Source organism: Actinophytocola xinjiangensis, assembly GCF_001921215.1.
In the GTDB taxonomy this organism is placed as follows: Bacteria; Actinomycetota; Actinomycetes; order Mycobacteriales; family Pseudonocardiaceae; genus Actinophytocola; species Actinophytocola xinjiangensis.
The window spans coordinates 1-26,498 of record NZ_MSIF01000013.1 but is presented as its reverse complement, the minus strand read 5'-3'; the positions used below and the strand labels follow the sequence as shown (position 1 = coordinate 26,498).

Below are 26,498 nucleotides of genomic sequence, written 5' to 3'. Positions count from 1 at the left end.
ACCACTCCAAGGTTCAGAATTGACCAACCGGCGCAGTATTCCCTTACTTTCCGACAGAGGTCAACCGTCACGCCCGCTCGGAGATCACCTCGACCGGCCGTGCCCGCAACGCCACCCGGGTGGGCACCGCCACCGACCCGATCCCCAACACCGCGGCCACCCCCACGATCCCCAGGTACACCAGCGCGGGAACCGAGGGCACCACCGACTCGGTCAACCCCAGACTCATCCCCATCAGCGGCGGCACGGCCGCCACCGTCCCCACCACCACGGCCGTCACCACCACCAGCGACGCCTCCACCCGCATCATCCGCACCACCTGCACCCGCCGGGTCCCCACCAGCCGCAACAACGCGAACTCCCGCCCCCGCGCCGCCGTGGCCATCACCAACGTGTTCACCACGGCGATGGCCAGGTAGGCCAGGATCACCACCAGCGCGATCAGGTTCGTCCACGACTGGGTGTCGCGGCCGTCCTGCCCGGCGGCCGCCAGCGACGCCCGGTCGAGGACCTCGATCCCCGGGAACCCGGACAGCACCGGCGCGGCCGACCCGGACACCAGCACCGAGTGGTCCAGCCGGGACGTCGTGTGGGCGGCCAGCAGGTCGTGCGGCAGCGTCACCTCGCCCAGTCCCAGCCCCCGCCCGTAGACCGCGACGACCGAGGCCCGCACGGCCGCACCGTCGCCCAACCGAAGGTCCACAGTGGACCCGACGTCGGCACCCAACGTCCCGGCGGCGGTCACGCTCAACGCCACCGACTCCCCGCGCAGCGCCGACAGGTCCCCCTCCCGGGGATCGAGGTCCATCGTCTCGGCCAGCCCGTCCGGCGACACGCCCTGGGCGGCGAACGTCGCCACCTCCCGCCCGTGGGGCGCGAACACCTGGCTGCGCACCACCGGCGTCACCGCGCTCACCCCCGGCGCCCGCCGCACCGCGTCGACCACCGCCGGGCCCACCCCGGCGGCCCCGGTGACCACGTAGTCCGCCACGACACCGGCGTCGGCCTGCTCGGCGGCGGCCGCCGCCACCGTCGTCTGCGTGAAGACCTGGACCGACGCCATCGTCACCGCCAGCACCAACGGCGTGACGACCCCGGCCAGCCGCCGGGTGTTCGTCGACACACTGGCCACCGCCAGATGCCCGGCCACCGGCGAGATCCGCGCCAGCACCGGCCCGGCCAGCCGCACCGCGCCGGCGACGACCACCGGCCCGCACAACAGGATCGTGACCACCCCGAACAGCGCCGACCCGGCGGCCCCGGCCACCGCCGCCTCCCCCGGCAGGAACAGCGGCACCACCGAGGTCCCCAACCACAGGGCCCCGGTCACCCACGCGACCACCACCCGCCACCGGGGCAACGCCGGAGGCTCGACCGACACCTCCCGCAACGCCGACACCGGATCGATCCGCGCCGGCCGCCGCGCGGCGAAGTACCCGGCCGCCCGCGAGGTGCCCACCACCAGCAGCACGGCCGCCACCGCCGGCAACGGGCCGATCGCCAACCCGAAGTCGGCCGGCACCAGCCCCGCCGACGCGAACGCCGACCGCAACGCGAACGCCACCGCGAACCCCGGCCCCGCGCCGAGCACCGCCCCGACACCGGCGACCCACAGGATCTCGGCGCCCAGCATCCGGTGGATCTGCCGGGGCGTGGCCGCCACCGCCCGCAGCAACGCCAACTCCCGCAGCCGCTGCCGCACGGCCAGCCCGAGCGTGCCGGCGACCACCAGCATCACGATCATCATCGCCGTCCCGGCGAACGCCAGCGTCAACACCACCAGCTGCGACCGCACCGATCCGACGTCCAGGAACTCCACGTCCCCCCGGTCGTCACCGGTGTGGGCAACGATGTCCAGGTCGGACAGTGCGGCGGTGATCCGCGCCGCCAGCTCGTCCGGATCCCCGTCGGCCACCACGCCGACGACGTCCACCTGGTCAGGTCGCCCCGACAGCTCCCGCGCCACGTCGTCGGCGAAGAACAACGCCGGCTCACGCCCCAGGGTCACCCCCGCCGGCGGATCAGCGACCCCGACGACCGTGTACCGGCCCGGCTCCCCGCCGATCGCCACCGGCAGCCGGTCGCCGACCGCGACCCCCGCCCGCCCGGCCAGCTCCCGGTCGACCACCACCTCGCCCGGCGCGTCCGGGACGTCCCCGTCCGCGACCGACAACGGCGTCAACACCGACGAGCTCCACCCGAACCCCCTGGCCCCCGCCACCCCCGCGACGGTCACCGGCACGGAGGTCTCCCCCACGGCCCGCTCCACCCCCGCGACGTCCGCGACCCGCGCGACGGCCTCGGCCGGCAACGGCACCCGCTCGGCGAACGGCAGGTCAAGGTCCTCCACCACCGGCAACGCCTGCGCCCCACCGACCACCACCGAGGCGCCCCCATAGCGTTGCGGCGCCACACCGGCGCGCAACCCCGACTCGAACAACACCCCCAACGCCGTCAGCAGGGCGCTGGCGCACAGCACCGCCACGAACACCGCGACAAAGCTCCCCGCGCGATACCGCAGGGAGGCCAGCGTGAACCGCCTCACCACTCCCCCAACCCGGTCATCCGCTCCGCGACGGCAGCGGCGGTCGGCGACTCCAGCGCCCCCGCCAGCCGCCCGTCGGCCAGGAACACCACCCGGTCGGCGAACGAGGCGGCGCCCGGATCGTGCGTCACCATCACCACCGTCTGCCCGGTCGTGCGCACCACCGCCCGCAGCAGTTCCAGAACCTGCCGCCCGGTCCGCGTGTCCAACGCCCCGGTCGGCTCGTCGGCGAACACCACCTCCGGCCGGGTCACCAACGCCCGCGCGATCGCCACCCGCTGCTGCTGACCGCCCGACAACTCCGCCGGCCGATGCCCCAGGCGGTCCGCGAGCCCCACCGTCGTGACCACGTGCTGGAGCCACCCGGCCTCCGGCGCGGCGGCCCCCAGCACGAGCGGCAACTCGATGTTCTGCCGCACGGTCAGCGACGGGACGAGGTTGTAGGCCTGGAACACGAACCCCACCCGTGAACGGCGGAGCTCGGTCAGGGCCCGCTCCCGCAGACCGGTGAGATCGATGTCCCCCAGGCGGACGGTGCCGTGGGTGGGCCGGTCCAGACCGGCGGCACAGTGCAGAAAGGTGCTCTTCCCCGAGCCGGAAGGCCCCATGATGGCGGTGAACGTCCCCCGGGACAGGGAGACCGTCACCTTGTCGAGGGCGGTGACCGCTCCGGGACCGGACCCGTACACCTTGGACACCTCGGTCAGCCCCACGGCGGCGGTCGTTGTCATGGTCATGCGGCAAACCTAGGAAGGTCGGGGCCGGGTGACGATCCCGCTGGCTACCTGGTTGGTGGTATACCCAGCACTACCCTGGCCCCATGCGCCACCGCCTCACGACCCTCTGGCTGTCCACGCGCCAGCTGGCTCCGGGCCTGGCGACCGGCTTCGCCGCCCTCACGTTGCTCCCCCTCAGCGTCTTCGCCACCCTCCTCGCCCTGGTCAATCCGGGGCGGATCCTGCCCGGCGCCCCTGTTCTGCACGCCCTCGCCAACCACGAGCGGCTCCGGATCGGGGCGCCCGTCCCGGAGGTCACCGAGCCGACCCTCCGGGATCCGGTGACCCGACGGAATCTCCTCTGGCTGCCCTGGCACGCCGTCGCCAACACGGTCGTCAGTCTGTTCGTGCTGGCGCTGCCGCTGGCCTCGGTCAACGCGCTGCTGGTCCCGACCTTCTGGTGGCTGTTCCCGGCCGACGACCCGATCGCCTCCCCCTATCCGGTCACGTCCTGGGGTGTCGCGGCGACCATGCCGCTGATGGCGGTCGTCTACGCCGTGCTCGCGCTGACCGTCACGCCGTGGATCACCGGGGTGTTCGGTCGGACGGCCGGCCGGATTCTCGCTGTTCCGACCGGCGCCCGGTTGGCCCAGCGGGTCGCCGAGCTGACCGCCAGCCGCGCCGCGGCGCTGGAGGCGCACGGCGCCGAACTGCGCCGGATCGAGCGCGATCTGCATGACGGCACCCAGAACAAGCTGGTCGCCGTGGCGATGCATCTGGGCATCGTCGAGCGGGAGCTGCGCCGCGATCCGGACAACGCCCTGCCGCTGGTCCTGCGCGCCCAGGACGCCGCCACCGACGCCCTCAGCGGGCTGCGCGACGTCGTGCGCGGCATCTACCCGCCGGTCCTGGCCGAACGGGGACTCGACGGCGCCATCGCCGGGCTGATCGCCCGCTGCCCGGTCCCCTGCGCGCTGACCACCCTCGGCCCGCTGCGCGCCCCGGCGGCGGTCGAGTCGGCCGCCTACTTCGTGGTCGCCGAGGCACTGACCAACATCGCCAAGCACAGCGGGGCGCAGCGCGCCTCCGTCACCCTGACCAGGGAGGACACCCTGACCATCGAGATCACCGACGACGGCCACGGCGGCGCCGACGAGACGACCGGCACCGGCCTGGCCGGGATCCGCCGGCGGGTCGCCGCCTTCGAGGGGCGCACCGAGGTCACCAGCCCGCCCGGTGGCCCGACGCTGCTGCGGGTGGAGCTGCCATGCGGGTCGTGATCGCCGAGGACGACGCGCTGTTGCGGGAGGGGCTGGTGTTGCTCCTGCGCAGTGAGGGAATCGACGTGGCGGCGGCCGTCGACAACCCGGACGACCTGGTGACCGCGCTCGCCGACCACCAGCCGGACGCGGCCATCCTGGACGTCCGGCTCCCGCCGACGTTCACCGACGAGGGCCTGCGGGCAGCGGTCGAGGCCCGACGCCGGGTCCCCGGCCTGCCGATCCTGGTCCTGTCCGCCTACGTCGAGGACAGCTACGCCGGTGACCTGCTCGCCGGCGGTGCCGAGGCGGTCGGCTACCTGCTCAAGGAGCGGGTCGGCAAGGTCGCCACGTTCCTCGACGCGCTGCACCGGGTGGTGGCCGGCGGCACCGTGCTCGACCCCGAGGTGGTCTCCCAGCTGATGGTCCGCCGCCGGGCCGACGACCCGATCCGCGCCCTCACCCCCCGCGAGCGCGAGGTCCTGGCGTTGATGGCCGAAGGCCACGCCAACCAGGCCATCGCCGACCGGCTGGTGGTCACCGAGACCGCCGTCAGCAAGCACATCCGCAACATCTTCGCCAAACTGGGACTACCACCGGGTGAACACGGCCACCGCCGGGTCCTGGCCGTGCTGACCTACCTGCAGACGTCCTCGGCATAGGAACCAACCGGCGGGGTACACCGTTGACCGAGCAGAGAGAAAGGACGCCGCCCATGATCAAGAAGCTCACCGCCCTGGCCGGCACCGCCGCGGCGGCCCGAGGTTACATCCGCAAGAACCCCGAGAAGGTCAACGCGTTGGCCTCCAAGGCCGGCGCGTTCGTCGACAAGCGCACCAACGGCAAGTACCACGACAAGATCGACAACGCTCTGCACAAGGTCCGCAACGCGACGACCAAGCAGCACGGCAAGCCGGACACCCCGCAACCCTGACGCTCAGGGCGTCACGGAGACCCGCCCGTCGATGTCGGCGGCGGGTTCGAGGATGGAGTACTCGGAGGCGACCGCGCGGTACAGGCGCAGCCGCGCGTTGCCGGAGATCCGCTCCATACCCCAGGCCGCGAGACCGCGCCGCTGCGACACGCGGGAGAAGATCTCGATCCCCCGCACGGTCTCGCCGGCCGTGGCCGACATGTACACGGCCTCGGCGTGCCGGGGCTTGACCGTCGGGTCGTACACCACCATCGCGATCTCCGGCCGCTCGGCGATGTTGCGCGAGTGCCGCGCGTCCGGCGACGAGACCCAGTAGAACTCCCGGTAGTCCTCCTGTGCGAACCACACCGGCGACACCCACGGCACACCCGCCGCGTCGGCGGTAGCCAGAACCACGAAGGAATTGCTATCGAGAATCCCCCGGGCGATCTCGTCTCTTCGCATGGCGCAAGACTAGTGAGCGTCTCTGGTCAAATCCTGGTGCCGCAACAGCTTGCGCGCTGACCGACGCTGGACCCGCGTCGCTGGGGAACGGCCGTGCCCGCCACCCACGCGACTCCTACCCGAACCGGCCGCGATCCCCGGCGGTGGGTCGGCGGTGGGTCGGCGGGGTGCTCCGGTCGTCGGGCACAAGGGCTGACCCACATCGTGGGACGGGGAAGAACCCGCCCTGGCCTGCCGTTTCCGGCGGTGGCGGTCCCGACCGGGACCCCGCGAACCGTCGTCCCCAGGAGCCGGCATGTCCACGGAATCACCCCGCTCGCGCCGCACCACCTACTTCGGCCTGGCGGTGCTCGCCGGCCTGGTGCTCGGCGCGGTCCTCGGTTTCGTCGCGAAGCAGGGGGAGGTGTCCTGGCTCGCGACGACCCTGGCGCGCATCGGTGAGGTGTTCGTCAGCCTCGTCCAGTTCACCGTCATCCCGCTGGTGTTCACGGCGATCGTCGTCGGGATCACCAGCCTGCGCCATCTCGGCGGTCCGAGGGTGGCGGCGCGGCTGGGCGGACGCACGGTGGCGTGGTTCGCCGGGACGTCGCTGATCGCGGTGCTCATCGGCATCCTCATCGGCACTGTCGGCAACCTGGGCACCGGTGTGGCGGTCACCCCGTCGGAGGAAGCGGTGGCGAACATCGCTGAGCGTGCCCAGGGTGACTGGTGGTCGTTCGTGCAGGGCATCGTGCCAAGCAACGTGTTCAGCGCCTTCACCGAAGGCGAGATCCTGCAGGTCGTGTTCCTGGCGCTGCTCGTCGGCGCGGCCGCCTACGCGCTCGGCGAGCGCGCCGAGGCGTTCGTGTCGTTCAACCGGGCGGCGTTCGGTGTCATCCAGAAGGTGCTCGGCTGGATCATCTGGCTGGCCCCGCTCGGCGTGCTGGGCCTGCTGGGCAACGCGTTCGCCAGCTACGGCAACGAGTTCTTCGCGCCGCTGGTGTCGCTGATCGTCGCGGTGTACGTGGGCTGCGCGCTCGTGCTGTTCGTCGTCTACCCGATCCTGCTGCGCACGGTCGGCGGGATCAGCCCGGTGACGTTCTTCCGCAAGTCCTGGAACGCACTGCAGTTCGCGTTCGTCTCGCAGTCCTCGGGTGCGACGCTGCCGCTGTCCCGGCAGGCCGCGGTGGACCTGGGCGTGCCGCGCGGCTACGCCAGCTTCGCCGTCCCGCTCGGCACCACGACCAAGATGGACGGTTGCGCCGCGGTGTTCCCGTCGATCACCGCCATCTTCATCGCCAACATGTTCGACATCCCGCTCGGCTTCGGCGACTACGTGCTGATCGTGCTGGTCGCGGTGTTCGGCTCGCTGGCGACCGCCGGCACCACCGGCTGGTTCACCATGCTCACGCTGACGCTGGCCGCGGTGAACCTGCCGCCCGAGGTGATCGCCACCGGCATCGCGATCGTGTTCGCCATCAACCCGATCCTGGACATGATGCGCACCGCCACCAACGTCGCCGGCCAGATCGCCGTGCCGGTACTGGTCGCCCGCTCGACCGGGATCCTCGACGAGGACGCGCTCAACGCCCCCGTCGGATCACCCGTTCCGGCGGACGAGGAGTTCGCCGCCGCATGATCCGTCCCGCGTCGGGTACCCGGTGGCCGGCACAGCTCCGAAGGGATGGAAACGATGCCGCAGGCATGGAACGACAAGCGTGAACGCCAGTACGACGCCATCCGGGACGCCGAGCGCGGCCGGGGCGCGAGCACCAAGCGCGCCAAGGAGATCGCGGCGCGAACGGTGAACAAGAACCGTGCCCGGTCGGGTGAGTCGCGGACCGCGAGCCGGACCTCGGTCCGGGACGTCTCACCCCAACACCGGGGCGGGAAGCGGTCGGGCAACCGGCTGGGACCGGGCGGGCCGACCAGGGACCAGCTCTACAACGAGGCCAGGAAGAAGAAAATCCCTGGCCGGTCGAAGATGAACAAGAAGCAGCTGGCGAAGGCCCTGGGTCGGTGATCCGCCCGGCCTGACCGGCGGGGTGGCTCAGGTTCGTTCGAGAACGGCGAAGTTGAGCTGCCCCTCGGCGTCCGGCTGCACGTCGAGCACCTTGTCCGACAGGAAGTCGGCCGCCTGCTCCTCGAGGAACACGTTCGCCCCGGCATCGGCGGTGACCACCTGGTCGCCGTCGACCGGGGCGGCCGCCACACTGAGCGCCAGTGCGGTCGAGGAGTCCTGCTCCGTGTGCATCGAGAACCGCACCCCGCCCTGGTCACGCACGCCGCTCTGTTCGGCCAGCGCGGTGATCGCCTCGGCTGCCGCTTCCGTAACCGCCAACATCGTGGCTCCTTCCTTCGACGGCTGTTTCTGGCGTTGCCCGTCCCACCGTAGGTGCGCCCGTGCGGCGGCGCCGATCCGGGCGGGCTAACGTGGGTTGGGCGAGCGGCCGGGCAGGCCGGTCGCGGGGCACGTTTCGAGCTGAGGATTGTGGGTAGAGCAACGCCATGAGCGTAGGAAGTGGAGCCGGCCGGTCGGACGAGATCGAGCTGCGCATCGGGGCCGAGCTCACGAACCTACCGATCATCCGTTCGCTTGCCGCGAGCATCGCCATGCGCGCCGACTACGACCTCGACTCGATCGCCGACCTGAAGCTGGCGGTGGACGAGGCGTGCTCGACGCTGATCACCCGTGCGACGGTCGACGCGACCCTGTTGTGCGGGTTCACGGTCTCCAAGGACGAGATCCGTTTCCGGGTGACGATCAGCTCGGACAGCGACGTGCCGCCCAGCAGCGACTCGTTCGGCTGGCGGGTACTGACCACCCTCACCGACCAGGCCAGGAGCTGGGTCGAACGCGACGGGCAGGGCGGTGAGCGGCCCGGGAACCTGGTGCACATCGAGCTGGCCAAACGTCGTGCGGAAGGCCCGGCGTGACCGGCACGCAGAGTTCGGAGCGCGGCAACGACACCGGCTACGAGCACCTGACGCCCCTGTTCGCCGAGATGGCGAAACTGGCGCAGGACGATCCGCGCCGGGGTCAGCTGCGCAACGAACTGGTGACCGGACACCTGCCGCTGGCCGAGCACATCGCCGCCCGCTTCAGCAACAGAGGTGTCCCCCGCGAGGACCTGGTCCAGGTCGCCACGTTGGGCCTGATCAACGCGGTCGACCGCTTCCAACCCGACCGGGGAACCGACTTCCTGTCCTTCGCCGTCCCGACGGTCATGGGCGAGGTCCGCCGCCACTTCCGCGACGCCAGCTGGTCGATGCACGTGCCACGGCGCCTCAAGGAACTGAACCTGGCCATCAACTCCGCCAGCGCCGAGCTGTCCCAACGCCTCGGCCGCGCGCCGACCCCGTCCGAACTGGCCAAACACCTGGAACTGAGCCCCGAGCAGGTGTACGAGGGCCTGGAGGCGGGCAACGCCTACCACTCCATGTCCCTCGACGAGGCCCTCTCCCCCAACGCCGACTCCGACTCGCTGGGCGAAACCCTCGGCGAACCCGACTCGGCGTTGGCCGGGGTGGAGGACTACGAGTCGCTGCGGCCGTTGATCGAGCGGCTGCCGGAGCGGGAGCGTCAGATCCTGACGCTGCGGTTCTTCCGGCACATGACGCAGACCCAGATCGCCGAACGCATTGGCATCTCACAGATGCACGTGTCACGACTGCTGGCGAGGACGCTCGAGAACCTGCGCCAGGGCCTGCTGGCGGACGAGGCCGAGTAGCCCTTTTCGGGCGGTGACAAGGGATTCCGGTGTGGTGGTTCGGCCTCCGGCCCCCGGTCACCACGCTACCGCCCCACACCGACAGTGTCGGCTTACGCGTCGGCGCGCTGTGGACACATGGTCCAGCCGTGCCATGTGCGAGGGATCTGACTTCCGTTCGCGACCCGAAGTTGTCCACAGGCGCGGCCGACGACCCCCACCGGTCGTCCGAGTCGGGTTGACTGGCGGACATCGGGAGAAAGGGAGAACACCGTGAACGACACAGTCAGGCGAGCAGGGCACGTCCGGGCGACGACCGCTGACCGGTCGCGCGACAGCGGCCGGCGTGGGGCATCCCGTCAGCGACGCGACGGCGCAGGGCCGTCAACGGACGCGCGCGGGAGCCGGCCGCCCACATCGGCAACCACGACCTCACCCCACTCGACGCCCACGCCCCTTGGCCACCTGTCCGCTCGTCTCCCCCGGCGAACGTTCCCCTTCGCCGCACCCGACGCGCACGCCGTCACCACCGCGCGGGGCGGACGGCTCGACCGAACCTCGAGCAGGGTGGCGGCCGTGGGTCTCGACACGTCAGCCCGGCGGCCGACCGCATCACGGCCGACCACCGGGCTGACGGGAGACGATCAGCGCGTCGGGGTCCGGGGGCGGCGAGCGGCCCGCCTGGCGGTCTTCCTCGCCTCGGCGGCCTTGGTCTCGGCGGCCCTGGCCTTGGCAACCGGGTCACCGGCGCCCGAGCCACCGGTGGGCGAGTTGTCGGTGGGCCGGGCGGCGGTGGACGGGGCGTCGGTGGGCGGCGCGTCGGTGGGCGAGTTTTCCTTGTCCGCCAAGGAGGTTCGCAGGGCGGTGAGGAGGTCACCGGCGCGTTCCCTCTGGCGGGCGGCGGTGGGCTGGACCACCTCGTTGCCCTCGATCTTGGCGCGGACCAACTCGGAGAGGGCCTCCTTGTACCTGTCCGTGTAGCGGGCGGGGCTGAAGGACTCGCTCAACGCGTCGATCAGCGCCACCGCCTCGGTCAGCTCGTCCTCGGAGATCGCCACGTCCTGGTGGAGGAAGGGGAACTCGGGCGGGCGGATCTCGTCGGGCCAGAGCATCGTTTCCAGGACGATGACCTGGTCACGGATCCGCAGCACCCCGAGCGACTCCCGCTGACGCAACGCCACCTTGACGATCGCCACTCGACCGGACTGCTGGAGGGCCTCGGACAACAACAGGTACGGCTTGGTGCCCACGGGCTCGGGCTCCAGGTGATAGCTACGCGCGAAGTAGATCGGGTCGATCTCGGTGATCGGGGCGAACGTCTGTACCTCGATCGCCTTGGAGGTGGACAGCGGCAGCAGCGCCAGGTCCTCGTCGGTCAGGACGACGGTGTCGCCGCCGGGCAGGACGTAGCCGCGTGCCACGTCCGCGCCCTCCACCACCGTGCCGTCGACCTCGCAGATCTTGCGGTGCCGGATGCGGCCGCCGTCGCTCGCGTGCACCTGGTGCAGGCCGGTGGACCGCTCCTCCGTCGCGCCGTAGGCGCGGACCGGGATGCTCGCCGCGCCGATCTTGATCGTGCCGTTCCAGACGCTTCGCATGGGTGTTCCTCCCCGTTGACGTCATGTGCAGATTATCGGCACAGACGTGCAGGTCAAAGGCCCAAACGGGTGATCTATTCGAACAAATGTTCACCCTCGGCGAGTGCCTCCGCGGCGTGCTCGGCGGCCCTCGACGCAGCCTGGAGGACCTCGGAGAGGGGGCCAGTGTGAAACTCTGACAAACGGGACAAAGTACTCGCGATATGGCGCTGGCCGGACACCAGCTGGGCCAGCACCGCGCCGAGGTCGTCGGGCGGCAACGAGGCCGCCAACTCGGCGGCACACGACTCCAGATGGGAGGTCAACACCGACGCCGGAAGGATCACCGCCACGGTCGGGCATGCTGCCACCGGATCCGGCGCGCACCGGGGAGACACTCCGGGCGGGCGCCGTTCGAAACGCGCCGTTCGAACGCGGTGCCGGACGCGGTGCCCAAAACGCGGTGCCCGAACGCGGTGTCCGAAAAATGGGTCACCAGGGCGGCACTCGCACTGCCAGGATCCCGGCCATGCACGCCTTCCTGGAGACCGAGCGCCTGCGGCTGCGACGGTTCACCCTCGATGACGCCGACCTGCTCGTCGAGCTCGACAGCGACCCCGAGGTCATGCGCCACCTCACCGGCGGCCGGCCGACCTCGCGTGAGCGGATCGAGAGCTCCACGCTGCCCCGGATCGTCGAGGACTACCTCCAGCACCCCGGGCACGGCGTGTTCGCGGCGTTCACCAGGGGCGGTGACGAGTTCGTCGGGTGGTTCATGCTGGTGCGCGACCCGGACGCCCCGGCGGGCGAGGCGGAGCTGGGTTACCGGCTGCGGCGCGCGGCGTGGGGCCACGGCTATGCCACCGAGGGCAGCACGGCCCTGCTCCGGCACGCCTTCGTCGCGCTCGGGCTGCGGCGGGTCGTCGCCGACACGATGACCGTCAACGCCCGGTCGCGGCGCGTGATGGAGAAGGTCGGGCTGCGTTACCGGCACACCTACTTCCCGCCGTACGCGCCGATCCCGGGATCCGAGCACGGCGAGGTCCGGTACTCGCTCGACCAGGACGAATGGGGCGATTCCGCAAACCAGCGCAAGAACTTGCACGGGCTGTCGTAGAGTTGCGGCCATGGCGCAACGACGGCTGTCCGAAGTGGCCCAGAAGGTGGGCGTCAGCGAGGCGACGGTGAGCCGGGTGCTCAACGGCAAGCCCGGCGTGTCCGAGGCGACCCGGCAGGCCGTGCTCACCGCGCTGGACGTGCTCGGCTACGAACGACCGACCCAGCTACGCGGCGAACGTGCCCGGCTCGTCGGACTCGTGCTGCCCGAGCTGCAGAACCCGATCTTTCCCGCCTTGGCCGACGTCGTCGGCAGCGCGCTCGCCCAGCAGGGCTTCACGCCGGTGCTGTGCACCTGCACCGGCGGGGTGTCCGAACCGGACTACGTGGAGCTGTTGCTGGCCCAGCAGGTCTCCGGTGTGGTGTTCGCCGGCGGCAGCCACGCCGAGGCCGACGCCTCGCACGAGCACCACTACCAGCTCGCCCGGCGCAAGCTGCCGGTCGTCCTGGTCAACGCGTCGATCGACCTCGACTACCCGGTGGTGTCCTGCGACGACGCCGTCGCCATCGAGCAGGCGTTCGGCCATCTCGTCGCGCTGGGCCACGAACGGATCGGGTTGGTTCTCGGCCCGCGTGATCATCTTCCGTCGCAGCGCAAGCTGGTTGCGTTCCGCCAGTGCGCCGAGCGCGCCGGCATCACGGTCGACGACAGCAACGTCGGGCACACCATGTTCTCCGTCGAGGGCGGTCAGGCCGTCGGCACGCGGCTGGTGCAGACCGGCATCACCGGCCTCATCTGCGGCAGCGACCCGCTGGCCCTCGGCGTCATCCGCGCCGTCCGGCGCCTCGGCCTCAACACCCCCGACGACGTCTCCGTCATCGGCTACGACGACTCGGCCTTCATGACCTGCACCGACCCGCCGCTGACCACCGTGCGCCAGCCCATCGAAGCGATGGGCCGGGCGGCGGTCGACCTGCTGGTCAACCAGATCGCCGGCATCGAGGTCTCCATGGAGGAACTCCTCTTCGAACCGGAGCTGGTCGTGCGCGCCTCCGCCGCCCCCGCCAGGACCCGCCGCCCCAGCATGGCCTGACCCGCTCCCGCACCCTGGACCTTCACCCGCCACCACCCCCGGAAACGCTCCGCGCCGCCGGCGTGACGAACACGCCCACACCGAAGCGTCGGCAACCGGGGAAGGCGGCACCCCAGCCGCGACGCCGGCGGCGCTGAACAGCTGGTCCGCGACGCCGGAGCAGCGGGCTCGCGCCGGCCGACGAGCTGGCCAGGCCACCGACGGCACCAGGCTGCCCCACAGCGCGTTCCCCGCCTCCTGACCACGACGTTCCGGCGCTGGGCGACGGTGCTCCCGGATCATCACCGACGGGCGTCGGCCGGCACTTCGCTGACGGTCCCGATATCGGGCCGAACGCGCGCGGTGGTGAACGCCGTGGCGACCCCCGCACGCGCGGCGCCGAGCGACGGGCGTCGACTCCTCCACGCGGGGCGCCGCACCGCCACCGCCGGCCCCGGCGTCCGCGAAAACATCCGCTGGTCGTACGACGGGTGGGACGTTCGCGTTCACCTGACCGCTGTGGAGTCGGGTTTTTACGTGGATGTTGTCGGAGTCTTGCGTCTTTGTGCTGGGGCGATCTATGGTGTGGCTCACAGATTTTCGTCCGGTCCCCACCACGCAAGGTTGTCCAGACAATGAGCACAGGTATTCAGCGCAGAACACTGGCCTTGGCGCTGGCGGCGGGCCTGACGGTCGCCGCCTGCGGTAGCGGAGACGACGGCGGGGGTGAGTCCGCCGGCGGCAAGATCACCATCACGGTGAACGGGCAGCCGGCCAAGAGTCAGCCGTTCGAGCGGAAGGTGTTCGACGCCGACGTCGCCGCCTTCGAGAAGGAGCACCCGGAGATCGACATCGAGCCCCGCGAGGGGTTCATGGATCCCACGACGTTCGCCGCGAAGCTCGCCGGCGGGCAGCTTGAGGACGTCTTCTACGTCTACCTCACCGACCCGGCCAACCTGATCGCCCGGCGCCAGGCCGCCGACATCTCCGACTTCGTCAAGGACGTCCCGCACTACGAGGAAATCCAGCCCGAGCTGCGCGACATCTTCACCGACGACCAGGGCAAGATCTACGGCCTGCCCACCGCCAACTACTCGATGGGCCTGCTCTACAACCGCACGCTCTTCACCCAGGCCGGCCTCGACCCCAACACCCCGCCCACCACCTGGGACGAGGTCCGCGAAGCCGCCAGGAAGATCACCGCGCTGGGCAACAACACCCAGGGCCTTGCCGAGCTGTCCCGCAACAACCAGGGCGGCTGGCACTTCACCACCTGGATGTACTCGGTCGGCGGGCAGGTCGCCAAGAAGGACGGCGACAAGTGGGTCGCCGACTTCAACAACGACAAGGGCCGCGAGGTCGCCGAGACCCTGCACGCCATGCGCTGGGAGGACAACTCGCTGGGCGCCAAGCAGCTCCTCGAGTTCGAGGACGCCCAGAAGATGTTCGGCGCCGGCAAGCTCGGCATGTTCGTCGGCGCCCCCGACAACATCCCGCCGCTGGTCAACCAGTTCGGCGGCGACTACGCCGACGTCGGCCTCGCCCCGCTGCCCGGCGGGCAGGGCACCCTGATCGGCGGCGAGGGCTACATGCTCAACCCCAAAGCCACCCCCGACAAGATCCGCGCCGGGCTGACCTGGATCCAGTGGAAGTACCTCAACCCCGACCGCATGGAGTCCACGCTCAAGAGCTACGCCGAGCAGGACCAGCCGATCGGCCTGCCGACCGCCCCGCCCAACGCCGCCGCCGACGTCTGGACCGGCGAACTCCAAGAGAAGCAGAAGGCCCTGCGGGAGAAGTACGCGAACGTCCCGGTCGAGAACTACCAGGCGTTCGTCGACGGCCTCACCGAACTGAGCAAGCACATCGAGCCGCCCAACGCCCAGCAGGTCTACGCCGCGCTGGACAACGTGATGCAGGGCGTGCTCACGAACAAGGACGCCGACATCGACACGCTGCTCGCCGACGCGGAGTCCAAGGTCAACCAGGCGCTCGCGCAGGTCAACTGAGCCGATCCGGCCGGGGTGGGACAACACCGCCCCGGCCGGGTCCCCCCACCGGGAGTGCCGATGTCAACCACCGTCCTCGCGCCGCCGCGCGACACCGGAGGGCCACCGGCGCCGGCCGACCGGGTCGGCCGGCTGCGTCGCAAGGTTCTCGACAACCTCACCGCCTACGGGTTCCTGTGCGCGGCGCTGGTCGTGTTCGCGCTGTTCTCCTGGTACCCGATCGTGCGCGGGGTGCTGCTGAGCTTCCAGCAGGTCAACTTCATCACCGACCCGGAATGGGTCGGCTGGCAGAACTTCCAGACCCTGTTCGCCGACCCGCTGTTCGGCATCGCCTGGCGCAACACGCTGCTGTTCACCGGACTGGCCCTGGTCATCGGGTTCGCCATCCCGTTCGCGGTGGCCGTGGTGCTCAACGAGCTGCGGCACGCCAAACCGTACTTCCGGATCGTGGTCTACCTGCCGGTGATGCTGCCCCCGGTGGTCGTGGCGATCCTCTGGAAGTGGTTCTACGACCCCGGCCCCGGCCTGTTCAACAGCGCGCTGCGACTGTTCGGACTGCCCGAGCTGTCCTGGCTGGACGACACCGGCACGTCGATGATCTCGCTGGTCATCGTGGCCACTTGGGCGTCGATGGGCTCCGCGACGCTGATCTACCTCGCGGCGCTGGCGACCATCCCCGGTGAACTGTACGAGGCGGCCGAACTGGACGGGGCGAACGTGTGGCAGCGGCTGCGGCACGTCACGATCCCGCAGACCCGGTTCGTGCTGCTGGTGATGATGCTGATGCAGATCGTGGCCACCATGCAGGTGTTCACCGAGCCCTACATCATGACCGGCGGCGGCCCGGAGGACTCCACGGTCACCCTGCTCCTGCTGCTCTACCGGTATGCCTTCGTCTACAACGACTTCGGCACGGCCAGCGCGTTGAGCCTGCTGCTGTTCGTCGTCCTCGGTGCGTTCTCCGCGCTGTACCTGCGGCTCACCAGGACCAGGAGCTGACATGACCGTCCGCAAGGAACGTCCGAACAGGACACTGCTGTCACCGTGGACGCTGGAGAAGCGGTCCGGCAGGATCGGCTACTGGCTGGTCTTCGGCGTGGTGTTCCTGCTGTTCACCGCCGCGTTCGTCACGCCGCTGGTGTGGATGCTGCTCGGCGCGATGAAGTCCCCGGCCGAGCTGGCCCAGATGCCGCCGACCATCCTGCCCGAATCACCCGACGTCGGCGCCTACCGCGAGGCGTGGGACTTCATGGAGCTGGCCGGCTACTTCCGCAACACCGTCGTCGTCGCCGCCGGCGCCTGGCTGGTGCAGCTCGCGGTGTGCGTGCCGGCCGCCTACGCGCTGTCCAAGCTGCGCCCCGTGCTCGGCAAGTGGGTGCTCGGGCTGATGCTGGCCACGCTGATGCTGCCGGCCTCGGCGCTGCTCGTGCCGACCTACCTGACCATCACCGACGTCCCGCTCCTCGACGTCAACCTGATCAACTCCCCCGCCGCGATCTGGCTGCCGGCGGCGGCGAACGCGTTCAACATCTACCTGCTCAAGCGGTTCTTCGACCAGATCCCGACCGAACTGCTCGACGCGGCGCGCATCGACGGTGCCGGCAACGTCACCACCCTCGTGCGGATCGTGCTGCCGTTGTCCCGGCCGATCCTCGCCGTGGTGTCGATCTTCGCGGTGGTCGCGGCGTGGAAGGACTTCATCTGGCCGCTGCTGGTCCTGCAGGACCCCGGCATCCAGACCCTGAGTGTGGCGCTACAGCGCTACGAGGAATTCACCCCGATCAACCTGATGATCGCCGGTCTCGTGCTGGCGAGCATCCCGATGGTCGTGGCATTCCTGATTTTCCAACGGCAGATCCTGGCCGGTCTCACGGCCGGCGGTATCAAGGGGTGATTTCGTGGCACAACACGATTGGTGGCGCGGCGCGGCGATCTACCAGGTCTACATCCGCAGCTTCGCCGACGGCGACGGTGACGGCACCGGCGATCTCGCCGGCGTGCGCACCAGGCTGCCGTACCTGTCGGAGCTGGGCATCGGCGCGATCTGGTTCAACCCCTGGTACCCGTCGCCGATGGACGACGGCGGCTACGACGTCGCCGACTACCGCGACATCGAGCCCGCGTTCGGCACGCTGGCCGAGGCGGAGAAACTGATCGAGGAGGCGCACACCCTCGGCATCCGGATCATCATCGACATCGTCCCCAACCACTGCTCCGACGTGCACCCGTGGTTCACCGCCGCGGTCGCCGCCGGCCCCGGATCGCCCGAGCGCCAACGGTTCTGGTTCCGTCCCGGCCGGGGTGAGCACGGTGAGCTGCCACCGAACAACTGGCAGTCGCGCTTCGGTGGGCCGGCGTGGACGCGGGTCACCGAACCCGACGGCACGCCCGGTGAATGGTTCCTGCACCTGTACTCCTCCCGCCAGCCCGACCTGAACTGGACCGACCCCGAGGTCGCCGAGGAGTTCGAGGACATCCTGCGGTTCTGGTTCAACCGGGGCGTCGACGGCTTCCGCATCGACGTCGCCGACGGCCTGGTCAAGGCCGACGGGCTGCCGGACGTGACCGACGAGACCGCGCCGCTGCCCTACTCCGACCTCGACGGCGTGCACGAGATCTACCGGCGGTGGCGGCGGATCGCCGACAGCTACCCGGACAAGCGGGTGTTCGTCGGCGAGATGTGGCTGCCCGACCCGGAGCGGTTCGCCATGTACCTGCGACCCGACGAGCTGCACTCGGCGTTCAACTTCGACTTCCTGTCCTGCCCGTGGGACGCCGACCGGTTGCGTGAGGTGATCACGGCGACCCTCGCCGCCCACGCGCCGGTGAACGCGCCGGCCACCTGGGTGCTGTCCAACCACGACGTGACCCGGCACGTGACGCGGTACGGGCGGGCCGACACGTCGTTCTCGTTCGCCGACCGCCAGCACCGGGCCCCTACCGACCCGGTGCTGGGGACCCGCCGGGCACGCGCCGCCGCCCTGCTCACGATGGCGCTGCCCGGCGGGGTCTACATCTACCAGGGGGAGGAACTCGGGCTCGCGGAGGTGGAGGACCTGCCGGACGAGGTTCGGCAGGACCCGGTGTTCGCGCGGACCGCCGGGCGCGACATCGGGCGGGACGGGTGTCGGGTTCCGGTGCCGTGGTCCGGGGAGACCTCGCCCTACGGGTTCAGCGGCAACGGGGCGGCGCCGTGGTTGCCGCAGCCGGCGGGGTGGGGGGCGTTCACGGCGCAACGGCAGGCCGATGATCCGTCGTCGATGTTGGAGTTGTACCGGCGGGCGTTGCGGGTTCGTGCCGAGGAGTCCGCGTTGGGCGACGGGTCCATGCGGTGGCTGGAGAGGGGGGCGGGGGTGTTGGGGTTCGCCCGGGGGGACGGGTTCGTCTGTGTGGTGAACCTGTCGGGCGAGGCGGTGGAGTTGCCCGGGTACTCCGAGGTTCTGGTGTGCAGTGGGGAGTTGGTGGGCGGACGGTTGCCCGCCGACACCGCTGTGTGGCTTCGCCGCTGAGGCCTGCCGGGCGCCTCCGCCGAACGGAGGCGCCCGGTTCTCCTGTCGCTACCAGGTGATGGGGCCGTTGTCGTCCACAAAGGCCGCGGTGGGGCCGTCGGGGCCCAGGGTCGCCATGTGGACGGCCAGGGTGGCGGCCTGGTCCGGGGTCCTGGGGCCGTCGTTGCCGTTGAGGTCCGTGGCCACGTAGCCGGGGCAGATGGCGTTGACGAGGATGCCCTGGTGTCGCAGGTGTTTGGCGTACTGGGCGGTGACGGCGTTGAGGGCCGTCTTGGAGACGGGGTAGCCGAGCATCGCCGGCATGTCCGCCAGGGAGCCGCCGGCGGGGGCGGTCATGTCGGTCAGGGAGCCCACGGAGCTGGAGACGTTCACGACGCGGGCGCCGGGGCGTAGCAGGGGGAGCATGGCCTCGGTGACCGTGATGACGCCGAAGACGTTGACGTCGAACACGCGGCGGATCTCGGGAAGGCCACCGGAGCCGGGGACCTGGGTGCCGTCGCCGGTGATGCCGGCGTTGTTGACCAGGACGTCGAGGGCGCCGAAGCGGGTTCGGATCTCCTTGGCCGCCTGGGTCACGCCGGGTTCGTCGGTGACGTCCAGTTCCACGCCGTGGACATCGCCTGTCAGCCGGGACAGGGCGGCGGCTCGGCGGGTGGCGTCCCGTGCCCCGACCAGGACCGTGAAGCCCCGGGCGGCCAGTTGGGCGGCGATGGCGAAGCCGATGCCCTTGTTCGCCCCGGTGACCAGGGCGGTCCTGCGTTCGTTCATGGGTCGAGGACATCATCGACGGCGCGTGCGGGCCAGGACCCGTTGGGTGGGGCGCTATACCCTCGGGGTATGGAAAGCCGTGAGTTGGGGTACTTCGTCGCGGTGGCGGAGGAGTTGAACTTCGGGCGGGCGGCGCAGCGGCTCGGGATGGCGCAGCCTCCGCTGTCGCGGGCCATTCAGCGGCTGGAACGCCGGCTGGGCGTGCGGTTGCTGGACCGCACGAGTCGGCGGGTGGAGTTGACGGCGGCCGGGGAGACCCTGCTGCGCGAGGGCCGCAAGGCGTTGACGGCGCTCACCGCCGCCGAGCAGTTGACCCGACGGGCGGGGGCTCCCGGGCTCGTGCTCGCCGTCAAGCCCGGTGGGGACGGCGGGATCCTGGAGAAACTGCTCGCCCGGTGCGCGAGCGAGGCGCTTGACGTCCAGCTGCGACTGTGCGGGATCGGGGAACAGGAACACCTGTTGCGGATGGGAGAGGCCGACGTCGCCCTCCTGCACCTTCCCTATGACGAGCCGGCGGGGTTGGCCACGCAGGTTCTGCTCACCGACGGCGAGGTCGTGTTGCTGCCGGCCAGCCACCGGCTGGCGGACCGGGAATCGTTGAGTCGCGCCGACCTCGCCGGTGAGGAGGTGTTCACCTGGACCGGGGAGTGTCCGTCGCTGGGTGGGCCGATTCGCGACACCGGGCAGGTCACGCAGCTGGTCTCGCTCGGCGGGACGCTCGCGGTGCTGCCGGCGTCGTTCGTCGGGCATCTGCCTCCCGGGCTCGCCACGGTTCCGCTCGCCGACGGGGACACCTCGTCGGTGGCGCTCGCCTGGCGGGAGGACAGCCGGTCGCGCACGCTGGCGAAGCTGGTGCTGTTGGCCTCGGAGGTGTCGCCGTGGAACTGAGTGTGGTCGCCGCGTCCCGGGAGGACGGGCAACCCCCCGAGGAGGCGCTGCGGTGCGCCGCGCTGGCCGACCGGTTGGGGTACCGGGAGGTCTGGCTCGGTGAAGGTCCGACGTGGGACGCGTTCGTGCTGGCCACCGCGGTGGGGCTGGGCACCTCGCGGGTGGCGCTGACCGCCGGGCCGGTTCCGGTGTCGGTGCGTGATCCGGCGACCCTCGTGCGGGGCGCGGCCGGTGTCGAGGGGGTGGTCGGGCGGCCGGTGGGGGTGGCGCTGGGCACGTCCAGCGTGCGGGTCGTCGAAGGGGTGCACGGGCGGCCTCGGGCGAGGCCGGTCGCCGACCTGCGCGCCGCCGCCCGCGCCTACACCGCCCACCGGCGCGGCGAGTGGTTCGGCGCCACCGACACCCACGGGTTCACCCCGAGGCTCCCGCCGGCCACCGGTCCGTTGACCGTCGCCGCGTTCGGGACCAGGGCGGTCGACGTCGCCGCGCGGTATGCCGACCGGATGCTGTTGGACGTGGTCAGCGTCGACCAGGTTCGGGAGCTGCGGGCCACCCTTGACCTGGCCGCCGCCCGCCACCGGCGTCCGGCGCCCCGGCTCGCGGCGTGGCTGCCGGCGGCCGTCGACCCCGACGACGCCTCCCTGGACCAGCTGCGGCGCTCGGTCGTCGGCTACTTCCCGGTCCAGGGCTACCGCGAGGTCTTCCTCGGCGCCGGCTTCGGCGCGGCCATCGGCCTGTTCGACGCCGGCGCCCCGCGCGACGAGGTCCTCGCCGCGCTCCCCGACGACGCCGCCACCACCGTCGGGCTGGTCGGCAGCGCCGACACCGTCCGCGCGCGACTGGCGACCTACGCCGAGGCCGGGCTCGACGAGGTCGCCCTCGTGCCGGCCACCGCCGGGGACCCGGCCGGGGAACGCACCCTCACCGCCCTCGCCTAGGGAGTCACAGACCCAGCTGCCAGCGGATGCCGCGGCGGGCGGGTTCCGGGTGGTGGCCGGCCGACCACGGCGAGTCCGGCAGCGGCCCGTGGACGTTGGGCAGGCGTTCCACCGGTGTCCTGGCCATCACCACGTTCAGGAAACCGATCGTGCGGACCACCAGCTGGTCCACGAACACCCCGGGGTCGGCGTACCGCACGCCCTGGTCGACCTCGTGCACGCCCCAGGCCGTGGCGGTGCCGAAGTGGTCGAACAGCGCCGCCAGCTCCGTGGCCGACGAGGACGGCAGGGTCACCAGCACGCTGGGGCGCTCGGGCCGTCGCGCGCCCAGCAGGCCGTCCAGTTCGGACAGGTGCAGGGAGTCGCGCAGCGCCCCGATGCCCTTGACCAGGACGCGGCCGGGGCTGCGGTCGCCGACCAGCGCCGCCAGGTTCTTGTCCTTCTCGCGGACCTTCTTCACCCAGTCCTGGCGCTGCCAGCCGGCCGGGTGGCGCTCCCCCAGGTCCAGCGCCAGGTGGGCGACCCTCGCCGAGATCTCCACCGCCGAGGACAGCCGCAGGACCACGTCGTCCAGGCACGACAGGACCGCCGACGGGGTGTCGGCGGTCTTGGCGCGGTTGATCACCTGGTGCAGGGTGTCGCGGGACTCCAGTGCCCTGGCGACCCTGGCGATCAGGGCGCCGGCCAGGCCCGCGGCGGCGGCGGACTGGTGGCAGGCGGCCGACCAGCGCCACACCGCCGGCATCAGCTCCATCGCCCCGACCGCGAAGTAGTCGCCCCGGGGCAGCGGCGGGTCGACCGAGTAGACGCCCTGACCGCGCAGGTACAGGCCGACGACCGCCAGCGCCTCGGCCGGGCGCGCCACCTTGGTCCGCGACGACCGGCCGCGCGCCAGGTACAGGTAGGGCCGCTCGGTCACGAACAGGTCGGCGTCCATGCCCAACGCCACCCGCAGGGCCAGCGCGTCGGCCGAGCGCCGGGCCGCGGCGACCTCGGGGGCGAGGTCCAGGTAGGCGACGGCCTCGTCGGCGTGCCGGCGGCGGTCGAGGTAGGCCGTGGCGCGCACGGGTCTTCGGTTGGCGCAGAACACGATGCCCCGGCTCTCCGGCCGCCCGTCCGGTGGGTCGACGGTCACCCAGCCCTCGTAGGCGCGGCCACCGTCGGTCAGCTCGTAGGGGCGGGTGCCCGGCGGCGGACCGTTGTCGGCGTAGCGGAAGCAGGTCACGTGCTCGTGGCCGAGCAGGCCGGTCAGGACCTCCTCCACGGTCGCGGCGGTCTGCGCCGGGACGCGGTACAGGTCGCCGTCGATCATCACCCGCAGGCGGCGCAGCGGTGCCCGTGGCGCGAACGGCGACTCGTCTCCGCTGTGCGGGTCAGGGTCGTCCGGCCACTCGACGTGTGAGCTGAGCATGCCGTGGTGTTGCCCGAGTCGTGGGATCAACTGTGTGCTCGCTTCATCCCCGATGGTGCCCCGAACCAGAGCAGGGATGGTACTCCGAGCCAGAAAAACGGGGGTGACCCGCACACCAGGCCACCCCCGTCACCGTGTTCAACGACCGGCGGCGCCTGGTGATGCGGGTCAACTCCCGTTCAGTCGGCCGGGGTCAGCTCCGGCAGCGGCTCGAACTCCTTGATCTCGTCGATGGACACCGGGCCCATCGCCGCGTTCGCCTCGCGTTCGACCATGATCTCCACCAGGACCGGCAGGGACTGTTCGGCTGACTCGGCCGACGCCCAGGCCAGCGCCTCGCGGATCTCGCCGGGGTGTTCCACCCGGCGCGCCGGACACCCGAACGCCGACATCAGCTGGACGTGGTCGATGCCGCCCTCGCCGTAGTGCAGGTCCACGGCGTAGTTCATCTCGTAGGGGATCTCCGCCTGCCGGATCAGCCCGAGGTACTCGTTGTTCACCATGACGATCACGAACGGGATCCGGTACTGCGCGGCGACCGCGATCTCCTCCATGAGGAACTGGAACGAGTAGTCGCCGGCCACGGCCACGACCTGGCGCTCGGGGAAGGCGCACTTGACGCCCATCGCCGCCGGCACCTCCCAGCCCAGCGGACCGGCCTGCCCGCACACCAGGTACCGCCGGGGCAGGTAGGTGTGCTGGAACTGGCCCGACCAGATCTGGTACAGCCCGATCGCGGTGACGAACGTGGTGTCCGGCCCGAAGAACTCGTTGAGCTCCCGGTACACCCTCGGCGGCTTGATCGGCACGTCGTCGAAGTCGTCGCGCCGGCCGAGCGAGGACCGCAGCGACGCCACCCTGGCCGGCCAGTCGCCGGGGCGCGGGGTCGCCGGCACCGCCTTGGCGCACGCGCTGATCGCCGCGAGCGTCGGCCGCGCGTGGCCAACGACGCCGAGGTCGGGCTCGAACACCTTGCCGATCTGGGTGGCCTCGATGTCGACGTGGATGAACCGGCGGCCCTTGGTGTAGACGGACAGGTCACCGGTGTGCCGGTCCCCGAAGCGCGCGCCGACCGCCAGCACCAGGTCGCTCTCCAGGAACGCCTGGTTGCCCCAGCGGGTCTGGGTCTGCAACCCGGCCATCCCGGCGAACAGCTCGTGGTCCTCGGGGAAGGCGCCCTTGCCCATCAGCGTGACCTGCACGGGGATGTTCAGCGACGTCGCCAGCTCCATCAGCTCGGCCGTCGCGTCGGCGATGATCACCCCGCCGCCGGCCAGGATCAGCGGGCGCTGGGCCGAGAGCAGCAGGTCGACCGCCGCCCGCACCCGCGAGGCCGAGGGCTGGGGCACCTCGACCGGCAGCGGCTCGTCGATCGCCGGGTCGTAGCCGCACATCCCGCGCTGCACGTCCAGCGGCAGGTCGATCAGCACCGGACCCGGGCGGCCGGACCTGGCGATCCGGAACGCCTCGCGGAACACCCACGGCGCCTGGCCTGGCTCCTTGAGCTGCACCGCCCACTTGGTGACCGGCTTGGCGATCTCCACGATGTCGACCGCCTGGAACGCCTCCTGGTGCAGCTTGGCCCGGGGCGCCTGCCCGGTGATGCACACCATCGGGATCGAGTCGGCCATCGCCGTGTACAGGCCGGTGATCATGTTGGTACCGGCAGGACCGGAGGTGCCGATGCACACCCCGACCTTGCCGGTGGCTCGTGACCAGCCGTCCGCGGCGTGCGTGCCGCCCTCCTCGTGCCGCACGGTGATGTGCTTGATGCCCGAGGTGCGCATCGCCGCGTACAGCGGCAGGATCGCCGCGCCGGGGATGCCGAACACCGTGTCGACACCCTCGGACTCCATGACCGCGACCGCGGCCTCCATGCACGGAATGGTCTTCACGCTCAGTCCCCTTTGCCGGAGAGGTTCTCCGCGACCATGAGCAGGGCGGAGTGGTCTAGTTGGCCGTAGCCCTGGGAGCGCGCGGCCGAGATCAGCTGCGCGACCAGCGCGCCGACCGGCAGCGCCACCTCGGCCTCGCGCGCCGCGTCGAGCACGATGCCCATGTCCTTGTGGTGCAGGTCGATCCGGAAACCGGGGGCGAACTTCCTGGCCACCATGGTCTCCCGCTTGAGTTCCAGGATCCGGCTGCCGGCCAGTCCGCCGGCGAGCACGTCGAGCCCGACCCCGGCGTCCAGGCCGGCGGACTCCAGCAGCACGATCGCCTCGGCCACCAGCGCGTAGGTGCCGCCGACGACCAGCTGGTTGGCCGCCTTGACGGTCTGCCCGGCGCCGTGCGGTCCGACGTGGACGATCGTCTTCCCGAGCGGGGCGAACACCGAGGCGGCCGCGTCGAAGTCCTCCTCGGTGCCGCCGACCATGATCGACAGCACGCCGTCGATGGCCCCGCGCTCGCCGCCGGAGACCGGCGCGTCGAGCACCCGCACGTCCTTGTGGGCGGCCTCCTGCGCGATCAGCCGCGAGGTCTGCGGCCGGATCGTGGACATGTCGAGGTAGAGCACCCCCGGTTTGGCCGAGTCGAGGATGCCGCCCTCACCGAGGGCCACCGCCTCGACCTGCGGGTGGTTGGGCAGCATGGTGATCACCACGTCGGCGTCGGCGCAGGCCTGCGCGACCCCGGCGGCGACCGTGCCGCCCTGTTCGGCCAGCCGTTCGCGTGCGGCCGGCACCACGTCGTGCCCGATGACCTCGAACCCCGCGCGTAGCAGGTTCGCGGCCATCGGACCGCCCATGATGCCGAGCCCGATGAACCCGACGGTTGTCATCCTCGTTCCTCCAGCCATCCGAAGCTGTCCGCGCTGGGTCCGACCGGCTTGTACTCCAGGCCGACGTACCCGTCGTACGGGCTCGCGGCGAGCAGGTCGAACACCTCGTTCCAGTCGATCTCGCCGGTGCCGGGCTGACCCCGGCCTGGCGAGTCGGCGATCTGGACGTGGCCGAAGCGGTCGGCGTGGTTGGTGACCAGCGACGCGGGGTCCTCACCCATCCGGTGCAGGTGGTAGAGGTCGGCCAGGAATGCCGTTCCCGGCACCTGGTCCACCACCTCGAGCGCGGCTTTCGAGGTGGTGAGGGGGTAGCGGGGGTTCTCGTGGGCGTTGATCGCCTCGACCACCACGGTCGCGTCGATGCGGCTGGCCGCAGTCACCGCCAGGGCCAGGTTCTCGAGCGCGAGGTCGGGGTCGGTGTCCTCGGCGGTGTTGCCGTACAGGGCGTTGAGCACGCGGGTCCCCATCCGGCCGGCGAACCCGACGGCGACGTCGATGTTGTCGCGGAACCGCTGGCTGGTGGAGCGGGCCGAGAGCAGGCCCCGGTCGCCGGCGGCCATGTCGCCGGCGTCGAAGTTGAGCCCGACGAGCCGGACCCCGGCGTCGTCGATGGCGCGGGCCAGCGCGTCGGTCTCGGTGTCGCCGGGTACCGGGCCGGCGAAGGGCCACCACAGCTCGATCGCGTCGAACCCGAGCGCCGAGGCGGCGGCCGGCCGTTCCAGCAGCGGCAGTTCGGTGAACAGGATGGACAGGTTGACGTCGAGACGTGGGTACGCCACGGGACTCTCCCAACAGGACTCAGGCGACGGGTTGGACCAGGCTCGCGCGGGCGAGTTCGGCGGTCTCGGACGGGGTCTTGCCGACCTTCACCCCCGCCGCTTCCAGTGCTTCCTTCTTCGCCGC

The 26,498-nt window shown here is 71.2% G+C and carries 26 protein-coding genes; 15 read left to right on the top strand and 11 right to left on the bottom strand.

Annotation, left to right across the window (positions count from 1 at the left end; all coding sequences use genetic code 11):
• Positions 1-67: 67 nt before the first annotated feature.
• Both BLA60_RS24350 and BLA60_RS24345 read right to left on the bottom strand, forming a co-directional pair.
• Complete coding sequence (locus tag BLA60_RS24350; RefSeq protein ID WP_154814553.1) at positions 68-2,545, bottom strand: ABC transporter permease; 2,478 nt, start codon at positions 2,543-2,545, stop codon at positions 68-70.
• On the bottom strand, positions 2,542-3,282 hold the full coding sequence (locus BLA60_RS24345; protein WP_075135311.1) for an ABC transporter ATP-binding protein: 741 nt from the start codon (positions 3,280-3,282) through the stop codon (positions 2,542-2,544). Before BLA60_RS24345 ends, BLA60_RS24350 begins: the two co-directional genes overlap by 4 nt.
• An 83-nt stretch (positions 3,283-3,365) precedes the next feature.
• On the opposite strand from BLA60_RS24345, the gene BLA60_RS24340 reads away from it, so the two are divergent.
• The 3 genes from BLA60_RS24340 to BLA60_RS24330 are packed head-to-tail and all read left to right on the top strand — an operon-like array spanning position 3,366 to position 5,454.
• A complete protein-coding gene (locus BLA60_RS24340; RefSeq protein WP_075135310.1) occupies positions 3,366-4,541 on the top strand; it encodes a sensor histidine kinase in 1,176 nt (391 codons plus the stop codon).
• Positions 4,529-5,182, top strand: coding sequence for a response regulator (locus BLA60_RS24335; protein ID WP_075135309.1), 654 nt, complete (start codon positions 4,529-4,531; stop codon positions 5,180-5,182). The genes BLA60_RS24340 and BLA60_RS24335 overlap by 13 nt, the downstream gene beginning before the upstream one ends.
• A gap of 53 nt (positions 5,183-5,235) precedes the next feature.
• Positions 5,236-5,454 carry an antitoxin gene (locus BLA60_RS24330; protein ID WP_075135308.1) on the top strand — a complete coding sequence of 73 codons (219 nt, stop codon included), beginning with the start codon at positions 5,236-5,238 and terminating at the stop codon, positions 5,452-5,454.
• 3 nt (positions 5,455-5,457) lie between these two features.
• Here the strand turns inward: BLA60_RS24330 and BLA60_RS24325 are convergent, their stop codons facing one another.
• Positions 5,458-5,898, bottom strand: coding sequence for a pyridoxamine 5'-phosphate oxidase family protein (locus BLA60_RS24325; protein WP_075135307.1), 441 nt, complete (start codon positions 5,896-5,898; stop codon positions 5,458-5,460).
• 295 nt (positions 5,899-6,193) lie between these two features.
• On the opposite strand from BLA60_RS24325, the gene BLA60_RS24320 reads away from it, so the two are divergent.
• Together BLA60_RS24320 and BLA60_RS24315 are read left to right on the top strand one after the other, a co-directional pair.
• Positions 6,194-7,516: a dicarboxylate/amino acid:cation symporter gene (locus BLA60_RS24320; protein ID WP_075135306.1), complete on the top strand. Its 1,323-nt coding sequence runs from the start codon at positions 6,194-6,196 to the stop codon at positions 7,514-7,516.
• Between the two features lie 54 nt (positions 7,517-7,570).
• The gene (locus tag BLA60_RS24315; RefSeq protein ID WP_075135305.1) at positions 7,571-7,900 is read left to right on the top strand and encodes a plasmid stabilization protein; all 330 of its coding nucleotides are present in this window, start codon (positions 7,571-7,573) and stop codon (positions 7,898-7,900) included.
• 27 nt (positions 7,901-7,927) lie between these two features.
• Here BLA60_RS24315 and BLA60_RS24310 read toward each other — a convergent pair whose 3' ends face one another.
• Positions 7,928-8,221 carry an iron-sulfur cluster biosynthesis protein gene (locus BLA60_RS24310; protein WP_075135304.1) on the bottom strand — a complete coding sequence of 98 codons (294 nt, stop codon included), beginning with the start codon at positions 8,219-8,221 and terminating at the stop codon, positions 7,928-7,930.
• Between the two features lie 164 nt (positions 8,222-8,385).
• Between BLA60_RS24310 and BLA60_RS24305 the strand changes: the two genes are divergently transcribed.
• Positions 8,386-8,814, top strand: coding sequence for an ATP-binding protein (locus BLA60_RS24305; RefSeq protein WP_075135303.1), 429 nt, complete (start codon positions 8,386-8,388; stop codon positions 8,812-8,814).
• On the top strand, positions 8,811-9,608 hold the full coding sequence (locus BLA60_RS24300; protein WP_075135302.1) for a SigB/SigF/SigG family RNA polymerase sigma factor: 798 nt from the start codon (positions 8,811-8,813) through the stop codon (positions 9,606-9,608). Before BLA60_RS24305 ends, BLA60_RS24300 begins: the two co-directional genes overlap by 4 nt.
• A 623-nt stretch (positions 9,609-10,231) precedes the next feature.
• Here the strand turns inward: BLA60_RS24300 and ku are convergent.
• Both ku and BLA60_RS24290 read right to left on the bottom strand, forming a co-directional pair.
• On the bottom strand, positions 10,232-11,185 hold the full coding sequence (gene ku, locus BLA60_RS24295; RefSeq protein ID WP_075135301.1) for a non-homologous end joining protein Ku: 954 nt from the start codon (positions 11,183-11,185) through the stop codon (positions 10,232-10,234).
• A gap of 74 nt (positions 11,186-11,259) precedes the next feature.
• Positions 11,260-11,517: a hypothetical protein gene (locus BLA60_RS24290; protein WP_075135300.1), complete on the bottom strand. Its 258-nt coding sequence runs from the start codon at positions 11,515-11,517 to the stop codon at positions 11,260-11,262.
• Positions 11,518-11,693: 176 nt separating this feature from the next.
• On the opposite strand from BLA60_RS24290, the gene BLA60_RS24285 reads away from it, so the two are divergent.
• The 6 genes from BLA60_RS24285 to BLA60_RS24260 all read left to right on the top strand — a co-directional run bounded on the left by BLA60_RS24285 (position 11,694) and on the right by BLA60_RS24260 (position 18,811).
• Positions 11,694-12,281, top strand: a complete 588-nt coding sequence (locus BLA60_RS24285) for a GNAT family N-acetyltransferase (RefSeq protein WP_075135299.1) — start codon at positions 11,694-11,696, stop codon at positions 12,279-12,281.
• A gap of 10 nt (positions 12,282-12,291) precedes the next feature.
• Positions 12,292-13,314 (top strand): LacI family DNA-binding transcriptional regulator, encoded by a 1,023-nt coding sequence (locus tag BLA60_RS24280; protein WP_075135298.1) that lies wholly within the window; start codon positions 12,292-12,294, stop codon positions 13,312-13,314.
• Positions 13,315-13,928: 614 nt separating this feature from the next.
• On the top strand, positions 13,929-15,302 hold the full coding sequence (locus BLA60_RS24275) for an ABC transporter substrate-binding protein (RefSeq protein ID WP_075135297.1): 1,374 nt from the start codon (positions 13,929-13,931) through the stop codon (positions 15,300-15,302).
• 60 nt (positions 15,303-15,362) lie between these two features.
• Positions 15,363-16,301: a carbohydrate ABC transporter permease gene (locus BLA60_RS24270; protein WP_075135296.1), complete on the top strand. Its 939-nt coding sequence runs from the start codon at positions 15,363-15,365 to the stop codon at positions 16,299-16,301.
• 1 nt (position 16,302) lies between these two features.
• Positions 16,303-17,196, top strand: coding sequence for a carbohydrate ABC transporter permease (locus BLA60_RS24265; RefSeq protein WP_075135295.1), 894 nt, complete (start codon positions 16,303-16,305; stop codon positions 17,194-17,196).
• Positions 17,197-17,200: 4 nt separating this feature from the next.
• Positions 17,201-18,811: a glycoside hydrolase family 13 protein gene (locus BLA60_RS24260; RefSeq protein ID WP_075135294.1), complete on the top strand. Its 1,611-nt coding sequence runs from the start codon at positions 17,201-17,203 to the stop codon at positions 18,809-18,811.
• A 48-nt stretch (positions 18,812-18,859) separates the two neighbouring features.
• Here BLA60_RS24260 and BLA60_RS24255 read toward each other — a convergent pair whose 3' ends face one another.
• Positions 18,860-19,579: an SDR family NAD(P)-dependent oxidoreductase gene (locus tag BLA60_RS24255; protein WP_075135293.1), complete on the bottom strand. Its 720-nt coding sequence runs from the start codon at positions 19,577-19,579 to the stop codon at positions 18,860-18,862.
• A 69-nt stretch (positions 19,580-19,648) separates the two neighbouring features.
• On the opposite strand from BLA60_RS24255, the gene BLA60_RS24250 reads away from it, so the two are divergent.
• Both BLA60_RS24250 and BLA60_RS24245 read left to right on the top strand, forming a co-directional pair.
• Positions 19,649-20,467 carry a LysR family transcriptional regulator gene (locus BLA60_RS24250; protein WP_075135292.1) on the top strand — a complete coding sequence of 273 codons (819 nt, stop codon included), beginning with the start codon at positions 19,649-19,651 and terminating at the stop codon, positions 20,465-20,467.
• Positions 20,458-21,405 (top strand): LLM class F420-dependent oxidoreductase, encoded by a 948-nt coding sequence (locus BLA60_RS24245; RefSeq protein WP_075135291.1) that lies wholly within the window; start codon positions 20,458-20,460, stop codon positions 21,403-21,405. Before BLA60_RS24250 ends, BLA60_RS24245 begins: the two co-directional genes overlap by 10 nt.
• A 4-nt stretch (positions 21,406-21,409) precedes the next feature.
• Here BLA60_RS24245 and BLA60_RS24240 read toward each other — a convergent pair whose 3' ends face one another.
• The 4 genes from BLA60_RS24240 to BLA60_RS24225 all read right to left on the bottom strand — a co-directional run bounded on the left by BLA60_RS24240 (position 21,410) and on the right by BLA60_RS24225 (position 26,374).
• Entirely contained in the window at positions 21,410-22,816 is a 1,407-nt protein-coding gene (locus tag BLA60_RS24240) for a hypothetical protein (protein WP_075135290.1), read from the bottom strand.
• A 179-nt stretch (positions 22,817-22,995) separates the two neighbouring features.
• On the bottom strand, positions 22,996-24,693 hold the full coding sequence (gene gcl, locus BLA60_RS24235; RefSeq protein WP_075135499.1) for a glyoxylate carboligase: 1,698 nt from the start codon (positions 24,691-24,693) through the stop codon (positions 22,996-22,998).
• A gap of 20 nt (positions 24,694-24,713) precedes the next feature.
• Entirely contained in the window at positions 24,714-25,595 is an 882-nt protein-coding gene (locus BLA60_RS24230) for a 2-hydroxy-3-oxopropionate reductase (RefSeq protein WP_245812130.1), read from the bottom strand.
• Entirely contained in the window at positions 25,592-26,374 is a 783-nt protein-coding gene (locus BLA60_RS24225) for a hydroxypyruvate isomerase family protein (RefSeq protein WP_075135288.1), read from the bottom strand. The genes BLA60_RS24230 and BLA60_RS24225 overlap by 4 nt, the downstream gene beginning before the upstream one ends.
• Between the last annotated feature and the right edge of the window lie 124 nt (positions 26,375-26,498).